At 61.5% G+C, this 11911-nt stretch carries 11 protein-coding genes; 2 read left to right on the forward strand and 9 right to left on the reverse strand.

The genetic code is table 11. The features are described 5' to 3' along the window. Positions 1-9: 9 nt before the first annotated feature. The gene (tnpC, locus tag BW994_RS14445; protein WP_029311979.1) at positions 10-1446 is read right to left on the reverse strand and encodes an IS66 family transposase; all 1437 of its coding nucleotides are present in this window, start codon (positions 1444-1446) and stop codon (positions 10-12) included. A 122-nt stretch (positions 1447-1568) separates the two neighbouring features. Here tnpC and BW994_RS14450 point away from each other — a divergent pair, with 122 nt between their 5' ends. Further along, positions 1569-2474, forward strand: a complete 906-nt coding sequence (locus tag BW994_RS14450) for an alpha/beta hydrolase (RefSeq protein WP_029311980.1) — start codon at positions 1569-1571, stop codon at positions 2472-2474. A 25-nt stretch (positions 2475-2499) separates the two neighbouring features. Here the strand turns inward: BW994_RS14450 and BW994_RS14455 are convergent, their stop codons facing one another. Then, a complete protein-coding gene (locus BW994_RS14455; RefSeq protein ID WP_029311981.1) occupies positions 2500-3327 on the reverse strand; it encodes an IS5 family transposase in 828 nt (275 codons plus the stop codon). A gap of 231 nt (positions 3328-3558) precedes the next feature. Between BW994_RS14455 and BW994_RS14460 the strand changes: the two genes are divergently transcribed. Further along, positions 3559-4359, forward strand: coding sequence for an alpha/beta fold hydrolase (locus BW994_RS14460; RefSeq protein ID WP_076454662.1), 801 nt, complete (start codon positions 3559-3561; stop codon positions 4357-4359). Between the two features lie 175 nt (positions 4360-4534). Here the strand turns inward: BW994_RS14460 and BW994_RS14465 are convergent, their stop codons facing one another. The 7 genes from BW994_RS14465 to BW994_RS14495 form a co-directional block, all read right to left on the reverse strand. Continuing rightward, positions 4535-5641, reverse strand: a complete 1107-nt coding sequence (locus BW994_RS14465) for a hypothetical protein (RefSeq protein WP_029311982.1) — start codon at positions 5639-5641, stop codon at positions 4535-4537. A gap of 37 nt (positions 5642-5678) precedes the next feature. Beyond that, positions 5679-6149, reverse strand: a complete 471-nt coding sequence (locus BW994_RS14470; RefSeq protein WP_217696467.1) for a hypothetical protein — start codon at positions 6147-6149, stop codon at positions 5679-5681. Between the two features lie 303 nt (positions 6150-6452). Beyond that, entirely contained in the window at positions 6453-9110 is a 2658-nt protein-coding gene (locus BW994_RS14475; protein WP_051657355.1) for a type IV secretory system conjugative DNA transfer family protein, read from the reverse strand. Then, positions 9107-9607 carry a hypothetical protein gene (locus BW994_RS14480; protein ID WP_029311985.1) on the reverse strand — a complete coding sequence of 167 codons (501 nt, stop codon included), beginning with the start codon at positions 9605-9607 and terminating at the stop codon, positions 9107-9109. Before BW994_RS14480 ends, BW994_RS14475 begins: the two co-directional genes overlap by 4 nt. Then, a complete protein-coding gene (locus BW994_RS14485) occupies positions 9604-10776 on the reverse strand; it encodes a secretion/conjugation apparatus DotM-related subunit (RefSeq protein WP_051657356.1) in 1173 nt (390 codons plus the stop codon). The genes BW994_RS14480 and BW994_RS14485 overlap by 4 nt, the downstream gene beginning before the upstream one ends. After that, complete coding sequence (locus BW994_RS14490; protein WP_139334128.1) at positions 10773-11417, reverse strand: lytic transglycosylase domain-containing protein; 645 nt, start codon at positions 11415-11417, stop codon at positions 10773-10775. Before BW994_RS14490 ends, BW994_RS14485 begins: the two co-directional genes overlap by 4 nt. Beyond that, positions 11414-11911, reverse strand: a complete 498-nt coding sequence (locus tag BW994_RS14495; RefSeq protein ID WP_139334129.1) for a hypothetical protein — start codon at positions 11909-11911, stop codon at positions 11414-11416. Before BW994_RS14495 ends, BW994_RS14490 begins: the two co-directional genes overlap by 4 nt.

The following is an 11911-nucleotide window of genomic DNA, read 5'->3' on the forward strand; positions in this document are numbered from 1 at the left end:
CGTATCTGCTCAACCCGGCAGGAGTTCGATCGGCATTGATGCTCCGGTGACGGCGTTTTTGATGGCGGTATAGGCATCAACACCGTGCCGAGCGGCGGTGCCGACGACGGATCGGACGTTGGCGAAGAAATCGGCGGCCCAGTTGGACCGGAATCCTCCGGTGACCTTGCGATATGTCGCGGTGGGCCGGAGTTCGCGTTCCGATCCGTTGTTGTCGGCAGCGACCTCGGGGTGGTCGAGAAAGGTGAACAGATGATCACGAACCTTGCCGTATCGTCGGCGTAATCGTCTGCCGTGGCGGTTGATCGGGGCGAGCGCCATGACGGCGTCGAGGTCATGGTCGAGGCGACGCCGCCAGGCACGCCTTGTGGCATCCGCGAGGGTGCGATGGCGCCGTGCCAGCACGACGGCGCGGAGCAGGAGAGCCTTCATTCGGGGTGCGAAGATCTCATCGCCGGCTTCGATCGCGAATTTGCAGTCACGGAGTTGGTGGGCGAGGCAAATCTGCCAGTTATCGGCATGATTGCGCTGGGCGCCATAGAGATCGGAGACCCAGATCGCGGGGCGATGGCCGTCCATGATCTCCGCGACGACGTTGGCGCCCCGGCTTGGCCGGATGACATGGATGACGACGTCGTCGTTCTGAAAGACCCAGTTCCAATGGGTCCGGCCGTTGATCCGCACTGAGGTTTCGTCGGAACAGACGACGCGTGCGCGGCGCAGCCGAGCGAGGATGGCGCCGACATCGGCATCGAAGCCCGGCTTGGCGCGTCGGAATGCGGCATCCAGCGCGCCTTCACTGATCGCCAGGGCGAAAAGTTCGGTGAACAGGCGCGACAGCCGCCGGTAGCTGACAGCATGGATAACGCGCAGGTAAATCGCGAGCGCCACGAGGTTGAGGCTGAAGGGGGTACCGGCTTCCATGCCTTCCGGGACGGCGGCCAGCGTGGTCGCCCCACAGCACGGACAATGGCCGGCATAGCGTTCGACGCGGGTGACGACCGGCTTGATCGGCGGCAGATCGATCTTGTCATAGCGCTGCGCGAGGCGCTGATCCGCATCAGTCAGCCCGGCACGGCAGTGCTGGCAATGCCCGGCTTTCGCGATCACCGTCTGGTCGGGGGTCTCGGCAAGCAAGCGACCGCCACCCGCACGGCCGAGACTGCCTTTGCGTGGCCCCTTGCGCGGAGATTTCTTAGGCCGGTTTGGCTTCTGCCCGCGCGATGGCGGCAGGCTCGAATTATCCGGCCGCTTCGCCGGCTCGTTCAGCCGCGCCTCCAACTCTGCAATCCGGCGTTCCGCAGCAGCAAGCCGGACCGTCAGTTCCTCGTTCCGCCGCTCCGAAACTTGCAGTGCATCCCACAGAGCGCGGATCAGCGCGTCTTTCTCAGCGTGCGACAGAAGGGATAAATCAGGAAGCTCGGTCACGCCTCCGTCGAATCCCATCCGACGTGGTCACGTCAATTCACAATCGATTCAACACGCCGCCCGGCGGGGATGAGCAGCTACGGAAATTCACCCTTCAATGGTATGATTGCTAAACAAGCAAAACCAAAGGGAGTCAGGAAGTGCGCAAGGACATTGAATTTTCAACGGAAGATGGGACGATACTCCGCGGGTGGCATTTTACACCGGCGAGCCTCAGCGGGTCAGTTCCGACAATTATAATGGCTCATGGTTTTTCAGCCGTCAAGGAAATGCACCTTGATCGGTTCGCCGAAATCTTCTGCCAAGCCGGCATGGCGGCGCTGGTTTTCGATAATCGTAATTTCGGGGGCAGTGACGGCGAGCCGCGTCAGGAGATCGATCCGTGGCAGCAAATTCGGGATTATCGCGACGCGATTACGTTTGCTGAAACTCTGCCAGAAACGGATCGGCTGAAAATTGGTATCTGGGGATCGAGCTATTCTGGTGGGCATGTGCTCGTTGTGGCGGCCACTGACCGCCGGGTGAAGGCAGTTGTGTCGCAAGTTCCGCTAATAAGTGGTCACGCCAATGCGAGGCGGTTGATCCGGTCAGACGTATTCAGTGGACTCCACAGCATGTTCGATGAAGACCGACGGAACCGGTACAAAGGAGGTCAGCCCGCGATGATTCCGGTTGTGACGGAGGACTCCACTGGTCCCGCAGCGCTGCCGACGGCGGATTCCTGGGCTTGGTTCACTGCGACCCACAGGGAGCGGGCGCCCTCCTGGCGGAATGAGGTAACTCTGCGTTCAGTGGAGATGTTCACTGAATATGAACCCGGGATCCATATCGCGCACATTAGTCCGACGCCGCTTTTGTTGATCGTCGGTCTTGGCGATCATCTGACCGTCGCGGATCAGGCATTGTCAGCTTACGAGCAAGCGCTGCAACCCAAGAAGCTTGTAATGCTGAACGGCGGCCATTTTGACGCATACGTTCACGATTTTGACAAGGCTTCTGGAGCGGCCTGCGCCTGGTTCAAGGAACATCTTGCGTCCGCCTCTTAGAGCCCGAATCTGAATGGTAGTGCGGCTATCGTTGACGGGCGATTTTCCTTGTGAGCAGGCGGATATGGGCGAGGAAGAGCCATGCGGTGGCGCTGGTAACGGTGGCCTCGAAATCCTTTGCGAGGCGCCGGCATCTGCCGAGCCAGGCGAAGGTTCTTTCCACCACCCAGCGTCGCGGCAGGAGTTCGAACCCGCTGGCGGCGTCCGACCGCTTGACGATCTGAATGGTCCATTTGCCGATTTTGGCGAGGCGCCCATTGAGTTTGGGGCCGGCATAGCCGCCATCGGCAAACACATGCCGCAACCAGGGATACAGGGATTTGACGGATTTGAGCACGTCGGGCGCCCCATCCCGGTCCTGAATGCCGGCATGATGAACGATCGCACCGACGAGGTGGCCGATTGTATCGGTGATGATGTGACGCTTGCGGCCCTTGATCTTCTTGCCGGCATCGAACCCACGCGGGCCTCCGGCTTCGGTGGTCTTGACCGACTGACTGTCGATCACGCCGGCTGTAGGCGAAGCCTCTCGTCCAGCCATTTCCCGCGCCTGCATGACCAGGACGTGATTGATGCGATCGAGCGTGCCGTCGCGACAGAAGCGGTAGAAATACCCCTGCACGGTGGTGAACGGCGCGAATTCCTTCGGGATCTGCCGCCACTGGCAGCCGGTCGCCAGCATATAGAAGATGGCCTCCATGATCCGTCGTTGCGCCACCGTTCGGGGCCGACCCCGATGCGACGGCGTCGGCATGAACGGTTCGATCAAGGCCCATTCGGCATCGGTGAGGTCGCTTGCGTAGCGCAATCCGGCCCGGCAATATCGTTGCCGAGCGATTTCAGTCCAGGCCATCGTGTCTCCGTTCGTCATCGCAAACGAACTGAATCACAACCTACTGAAATCGTTCAACTATCATTTTCGGTCCGGCTCTTATTAGAGTAAGGCCCATTTTGCGTCCACCAAATATGTGAAACACCTCGTTTGGTTTGGATTTAAAAGCGGGCACCAGCGGGCAAGTATAGTCAACAGTTCATTATTATTATTTTTCGACAATAGTAAAACCTAAAAAATGGGGGAAATGTAATGCAACATATCGCCGTTAATGGCTGCAAACTATGGGTCGAAGACACCGGGGATATTGCTAAGCCCGCAATTCTGTTTAGCCACTCCCTATTTTTTGATCATACGATGTTTCATCACCAGCGAGACGAACTGGCCGGTGATTATCGGATAGTGGCGTATGATCATCGTGGCCAAGGTAGGAGCAGTCCGGCCGAGCGCGCCGAGCAATCGATGGACCATCTGACCGAGGACGCGGCAGGTCTTATCAGCGCGCTAAACCTTGCGCCATGTCACGTCATCGGGAATTCTATGGGCGGTTTTATTGCGCTCAGGCTTGCTGCCCGATACCCCGATTTGATTGCGTCGGTTGTGCCGATAAACTCGTCTGGTGAAGAAGAGCATAAGAAGAAGGATTTTGCTCCGCTCGTTGAGTCGATGGCAGCAAACGGAACTGAACCCTTAATTGATACGCTCATGTATATCATGTTCGGTGATACTTTTCTTGCGGATCCAGATCGCGTCAAAGAAAAAAACCATTGGCGTCAGAAGATGCTGAATCTTCCTAAATCCATTGCGGATTCAGCACATCAAGTCGTTTTCCGTCAGTCGATTCTTCATGAGTTGAAAGATTGTCGTGTTCCTGTGTTTGCTATCGCCGGCGACGAGGATCATGCTTATGGCGCCAAGGAAGCGAAAAACATAGCTACAGCGTCAGGAGGAAAGTATCACGTTGTTGATAAAACCGGGCACTCGGCATCAATTGAGAAATATAAAGTCATCAATGAGTTAATAATAAATCACATCAAAAATACGAATAAATAATCAATAGAAACGTGTTTCAGTAGCACCATCATGAAAAACGTCCGGCGACTTTTGCTGTCTGTACGAAAGCCTGGGTATGCGCTAGGCTTTGATTATTTAACCTTCAAAACGGCCTGTTTTCTTTTCCGCTCACCGGCACGGGCCGTTTTTTGATCCCCGTCCGGAGCGGTCCGCGTCAAGTTTTTGTCCTACCCGCCGGCTCCCTACCCACTCCGTTTTTAGGTCTCCTCTGCTTGATCACCTTCCCGTTCATCCCACCAGACAGCTTGGCGGCAGCAACCCGTCGTGGCCCCAGAACGTTATAAAGACGCGTCAGATTGATGCCGGTGATCTCCACGATCTCAAGCGTCAGATACTTGTCTATCCGAGGCCATAATTTTTTTGCTTTGGCCATCGCGCGCTTGTCAGCTTCAGGGTCAGGTTCACGATAGTTCGAGATCAACCGACCTTTCGGAGCATCCGGGTAGTAGGCGGCAACCTGTCGTGACCCCAGAACGTGGTGCAGACGATACAGCTTGATACCGGTGATCGCCGAGATCTCATCCGCCGTATACTCCTTCAACAGAGGCCATAACCTCTTTGCTTCGGCCATCGCTGGTGCGTCAGGCTGCAAGCACGTAAAACGACGATAACCAGAATTAAGCGATCTGGCCCCAAACCGAACCGCAATACGATCCGCGGGTGGTGCTACCGGAGGGTCGGGATAGTTCACGATCAGCCGATCATTGGGCGCGGGCAATTTGGCGAATGCCCGTTGGGTCAGGATCGATATATCGGACCGCCATTTGATCTTCGCCAAACCCTCGATGGTTCGCTGCTGTTCAGCCGCGTAGACTTGCAGTTGCTCGTAGGTGATATCCCGGCCTCGCCGCATCTGCGCGTCTCTCGGATCGAGGGGATGAAGCGGCCGGTCGAACTTACGCAGGCTGGCGATATGGCACTGCTTGCAGAGGCATAGCAGCCGACGAAGGGTACGAATTTTGCTGCGTTTGTCATATTCCCACCGGTCGAACGGCCGCTGGAAATTTGTCCTGCCGCAGGCCTCGCATTTGAATTCGGAGCGACGAACCACGAGCCGCTTCAAATCCAGGAACATATCCCTATCGAGCAAGTCGGCGAGAAGTGGCATGGTGGGGCCATGCGGTTCATACCCCAGCAGATTGCCGCCCAGACTGCGATCCTCCCCGGCGATCGGCGTGTGAACTTCGTCGTCGGTCCAGAGTATGTGGCCGGCACGGAAGGGGGTCCGAGCGATCCGGGGAAGTCCACTGGCCCTTCGCATCACGGCGTCCGCAGCCAGGTCACGATTATCGGCACGCTCAATGGTCGCCTTGTCCTGCCGTTTGGTGGTAATCCTGCCCGCTTATCAGCAGAATGCTCGACATCAGGTGATTTCGTTCAGCCGCAGGGTGGATACCGGCGTTCCTGAGAACGGTGCCGGTCCGGCCAAAAAACTCCGTCTGGGTGTAATAGGGCAGTGGCGGAAACCCGTGTAGCCGTGTCATCGCGATCGACATCTCATAGGCCGCGGAATCCTCGCCGAGACACTCGATCTTGCCCAGGGTCAAGCCGGGCGACGTTGCCATCACCCGATAGCACCCGTTTACCGCCTGCACGACCTGGGACATGCCACCGCTCTGATCGTATTTCCGGAACAGCTGGACGCCGGCATAGACGGCGCGAGGGATCGGCTGGGCCGGCAGGGCCGCCCGACACGATGCCGAGATCAGCATTGCCAGAGCGAACCCCGTCAGGCTGACCCGGATTGCGAACATACCCTGATGCTCCATTCTATCCATCCCTTGATGAAAGTTTATTCACACGAATCGTGGTTGGCAAATGTTTCGGACTCGGCAGTTCGGCAGCCCCGATTGAGCGGTATTCCGATCGCCCGCATTATCGATATCGCCGGGTTAAGCGCCTGAATCCGCCAAGCCGGGCACTGCAGAGCACAACCGTCCCGGCGGCAGCGCCAATCGCCAGGGCCTGCGGCAAGGTAAGGTGCCGCATGATCCGGAATTCGATGTCGTAGATTGCGGCGCGCTCGCTCGATCGAATGGATCAGGCCGTGCACGGAATCCTCCCCTGCCTGATCATTGTCCCGGGCTCATGCGCCGCTGGATCGTGGCATCTGGCGCCGGTTCGGTTTCAGTCGCAGCAGCGCGGTCATGGGAGGCGGGCGACGCGGGCGGAGCAGGAGGTGCGCCCTGCGCGAGCTTCGCCGCGCCCTGTTCACCCTTTCCTGCCTGCCCCGGCGTCGAGGGATCATCCGCCGACCCGCTCTCGTGTGCCGGCGGCACCGGGAGCTCCGCCATCAGGACGACTTCGCCCGGTTCGGTCGAGCCCGACGGCGGGATCGCTTGGCCGAAGACCGCGATGAGATGGTCCAGACTGGCGAGGTAGGCCTGCACCGCGATGCCGCCCAGCGCCGCCTGGATCCGCAGTTCCTCATCTGGGATGAGCGTCATGAGATTGCGGCCAGCCGGTGACGGCTGCTGATCCGGTGGAGCCCCCTCGACCGGTCGGCCCGCGCCGGTTTTGGCGTCATCACGGTGGATGACAGGGCGCTGGAGCATGAAGCGTTTCAAATCATAGCGGGGACGCTTGCTCCCATCGCCGTCCGGTGCATTTTCGGGCATGCGCGGAAACACCTGGAACGCCTGATAGTAGAGGCCGGGTGCCCGCATTGCCGGATCAAGACCGGCGAGTGCCGCGGTGGCAGCACCGCCGAACGCCGCATCGCCGGCCTCACCGACCAACGCGCCAGGTGCGGCTTTCAGCATCACCGCCTCGATCGTCGGCGCCAGTGATCGGATGATCGCCTCGAACGCCCCGCCCGGCTCGGCCGTCGCCGGCGCATCTTCCTTCAGCGCGGTGAGTGCTGCCTGAACCCAGCCCGCGCGCGTCATGCCCGCCTGCTTTCCGGCGGGCAGCAAGGCAATCGGGCGATTGATCCGCAAAGCCCCCTGCGCCTTCGGCTCAGCATCGAACGTCTTGGCATAGACCCGGAAGCGCCCGTAGAGCATGATCGCCTCGCCCTCGATCAATCCCCTGACATCCTGCCAGTCGACCCGCGAGACCTGGCGGACCTCGGCCTGCATGCCCTCGGAATATCCGCCCACCCCCGTCGCATCGAAACGGCTCGCCTGGGTCACATAGGTGTCGCCGGCGGTCTTCTCGATATAGGTCCTGGTCTCGGAGCCTTCCTGCAGCCGGGTGATGATCTGGAGATTGGCGTTGCCGAGCATGGACAGCGCTGATTCCCCCATCCTGACCTTGAGCGCCACGATCTCCTGAAACCCGAGCAGGAAGAACAAGCCGAGCTTGCGCCCCATCGCCATCATCTTGTCCATCGAGGTCACGGCGTAGTAACCGACCTCATCGAAGATCACCGGGAACGGCGTCGCGGACTCGGCCGCGTTGTTCGCGATGATATCGTCGAAATTTCCCTCGAGATCCGCCCCCAAGGTCTGCGCCATCATGTTGCGCAACGTCGCCACGACGATCTTGCCCAGCGCCGCCGTGCTTTCGCCGGAGTTCTCCAGGGTCGGGAGATTGACCGCCAGTATCCGGCGGTTGAGCACGATATCGCGCATGTCGATGTCGCTGCTCTCGACCTTGAAGATGTGACCGAGCGATACCGCCATCTGGGTGAAGGTCTGGGAGAAGTGCATCACGGCAAAGGAATGCTGCCGTGCCGGTTCATCGCTCCGCCGCAGGGCCTCCTCGATCTTCGCGGCGGAGGTATCCTTGCCGAAACTGCCGACATCGAACCCGCCGGTCTCGCCCAGATAGGCTTGCAGCGGGAACAGATAGGCGGGGGGTATTGCCGGTTCCTCCTTGAGATCGATCTCCGTGAATGTGCCGGCCTCGGGATCGCGCAGGCGGTATTTCGCGTGCAGCGCCAGGGCGATGACCGAGCGCAGTTCGGTTGCGAGGCGGATCTTCTCGATATCGATCGGGATGTTGCGGTTGTCGCGCAGCCAGACCAGCACGGGGGCCAGGGCACCGAGTAGAGCAACCGCGCGCGAGAGAAAGACGCCATTCGGATCGTTGGCGCCGCCCTGCGGGTTGCGCTCGATCTGGCTGACCAGCAATTCACGCAGCACATCGGCGTTGCACGACGCGAACGGATTGAAGGTGTTGGTATCGCGATTGCCGCTCGCGACCAGAAAATTCAGCGCCACCACGTCATCCTCGCGGTTGAAGCGGCGGGCCTGGGAATAGAGCATGGCGTAGAGGCTGTTATCCGCCTTGCCGTCGACGAAGATGAACCCGCTGCCGTGGATGAGGGAATTCGCGACCATGCTGACCAGGGTGTAGGTCTTCCCTGCGCCGGTCGTGCCCGGGACCACGCCATGCTGACGGCAATCCTCGTTGGTGAGCCAGATCTGTTGCCCGGTCCGAAAATCCGCTCCCAGATAGAAGATCCCGGCCGGCTTCTGCGCCGAACGGTCCCGCGGCGAGGGATGGTTGCGATCACGCCCGCGGGCGTAGCTCGGCAGGCGCATCGGCAGGATGGTCGGGCGTGTCAGCACATAGGCGGCGATGATGATGGAAATGACCACGACAGGATCGAGGATCACCGGCACGAAGAATGATCCGACCCCGCCCGCGATCAGGAGAAAGCCGCTGAGCGGGGTCTGCAGCGCCTGGAGAAACCGCACCGAACCGGGACGGATATCGCGGGTCAGCTGCGGCCCGGCCCGTTCGGTGTTGGCCTCCGGGCCTTTGACCTCGCGCGGGATCATGGGTCGAGCCCGAACCGCGCCTGCGCGGCCGCCGTTCCCGGGGCGATCGTGGGTTGATGAACCTTACCGATCGGCCTGGACCCATCGGCCAGCGCGTCGCCGATCGCCACGGCGGGCGGCACCGCCCTGTGTCCTGCCTTCGCACCCAAGCTCCCGCCTGATGACGGACCGCCTGAAGGAGTGCCGCCCGAGGACGTGCCGCCTGACAGTGACATCGGTGCCATCGCGACAGGCGGTTGGACCGCCGTGCCGGAAGCGCCCGAGACCACCATCCCGATCTGGATGAACGCCACCAGAACGGCGCCGAGCGCCAGAAGCCGCACCGGCCGATTATCCAACCACGATCGCCTGACGCTGGCTGGCCTCGTCCCACCCGCGCCGGTCGCCCCGGCATGCCCAGGTATCGCCAGCCCTCCGATTGCCACCGGTGGATCACCGGCAGCCGGCTCGATGCGGAGAACGATGGCCCCGCCATCGTGCGAGATCGTGATGTTCATCTGAGATCCTTCAGCTGCTGTTGCTTTGCGATCGCCGCAGTCACCCGCGCGACCATGAGCTCGATCGCCATCTCGATATGCGGCAAGACCAGCGCGGTGCCCTCCGCGCGTTCGGTCTGCCAATGCGCCCGTGCGCCCAGCGCCTCGATCTTCGGATTGGGGAACGGTCCATCCTCGGTCTCCGAGACGGGGAAGCCAAGCGACTGCAACGCGTACCAGAGGTTCCGGTCGACCAGTTTCAGGAAGTTGAACTGCGCCGGCGGCAGCAGCCCGGCGCGCGCCCGCGCGAAATTCAGCAACCCCATCACCGCCGTGGTCACGAAGCCATGCTGGCGCAGAACGGGCTCGACTATGTTGCGGACATCGCTCTCGGCTAGAATCCGGTCGACCGCCTGCATGATGGAGGGTGACAGGACGAGGGGGTGATCAGGACCCGTGTCCCCCTCACCTGCGGCATTGGCAGCCAGACTTTCCGACACCAGCCCGAGCAGTGCCGCAGCCTCCTTGCGCCGGCGGCAGGCGTGCAATCCGCAGACCGCGATCATCATCCGCGCCGGGCCGGGGGCCTGATCGATCCCGCTCCACGGCTTGCCGAGCTGCGTCTCGAGCGCCGCAACCGCCTGGTCTCGCTGAAACGCCCCCGTCTCGTTCAGGGCGTGGCAGGTCAGCCACTCACCGAGATGCAGCGCCGGATCGGCGGGCCGTGGCACAGGCAGGCTTGGTGCGACCGGCACGAGGCGGCGCGGCAGATAGGCGGCGATCGAGCGAAACACCGGGGCTTGCACCCGCATCAGCCCATTTAGGTCGAGCGGCGTCGCGTGACGGCTCGCCGGCGCGTAGATGACGAGAACGATGCCGAGCACGGTCACGAAGATCGACAGCGGCAGAGCGAACAGCGCCGAGACCTCGCCGACCACCCGGAGCAATTCGATGACGGACAGGGAGGATGCCGGGATCGCCCTGATCTCGTTCGCCAGGTTATAGCGCCCGTGCATCCAGTCGAAATGCAGGATCTGGAACGTCATGAACTCGAGAACCGCGCGCGAGATCGCGGCATGGGCCTTCAGCCAGGCAAAGCCGAGCACGAAGACGAGGGCGACCAGGATGAACGCCAGCGACAGGACGATGTTCTCGACTGCCGCCTGCTGCTGGCGGACATTGCCGCTCATGATCCACTCCCTGGAGACGATGGGGCGTGGTCGGCCCCGGCCCCGGCCTGCGCCCCCGCCTCGGCTTCTGCCTCGAGCCGTTCGACCTCGCGCAGCACCGCCAGCAGGTAGGCGGATTGATAGCGGCGGGTGCGGGAATGGTAATACGCCACCCCCTGCCAGAGATGGCCACCGGCATCGCGGATCGAGCGCGCCAGGATCCAGCCTCCCGCCGCGACGTTGGCGCAGACATTATCCCGGATCGCCCGGAAGGTGGCCCGTGTTGTCGCATGCCAATGGCGCGCCAACGTTGGTAGCCAAATCTGGTTGATCTGCATCGGGCCGATATCGACGGTGCCGTTGGTATTGCCGGTGACGAAGCCGGGACGGCCGCCTTCGACATGCAGGAGGATGATGAACAGGGCGGGCGGGAGATGGTAGAGCCCGGCCGCGGCGTTGATGCATGACCTGATCGTGTGATCCGCGGCCTGCGGCGTCGCGGCGATCACGACCGGCCGGCGCGCGTCGTGATAGGGTCCAGCCCAGGCGTCCGCGGCTGATGCAGCGGGAGCAGCAGCAGCAGCAGCAGCAACACCAATAACAGCAACGACCCTGAAGCCCATCAGCGCGCCGGCCATTTTGATGGCGGTCAGGCGTCTCATGACGGGACCTCCGCTGCGGGCCTTGGCACCATCGCCAGTTTAGCCCCCACCCATTCGGCGCCGGGGGCACGCTCGATCAACGGGCCGAGTTCATTGACCAGGATGCCGGTCTGATCGGCCACCTGGCTGATCGCCTCCATCATCGCGAGCATCAGCGGCGTCAGATCCCCGTCCGGCGGGATGATCGAGACCAGTTCGATGCCGGCCAGCGCGCGCGTGCAATCCTGCATCCGCACCGGGAACGGGGTTTCACCAAGATCGCGCCAGACGGCGTTGCCGGCCATGACGAACAGCGGCAGCAGGCCCCTCGCATGGGCGGCGAGGAACGGCGAGATCACGGTCGGCTGCCAGCTGTCGAGATCGCGCAGCAGCACCGGTCGCCGTCCCATGACGAACAGCCGGGAAAACGCCTCGCTCAGGCGGGTGATCGTCGACCGTGCTTGACCGGAGCCGGCAACCACGACAAGGGATTCTGAGATCGTCGGAGATTTCAT

The sequence above is a fragment of the Acidiphilium rubrum genome (assembly GCF_900156265.1).
GTDB lineage: Bacteria > Pseudomonadota > Alphaproteobacteria > Acetobacterales > Acetobacteraceae > Acidiphilium > Acidiphilium rubrum.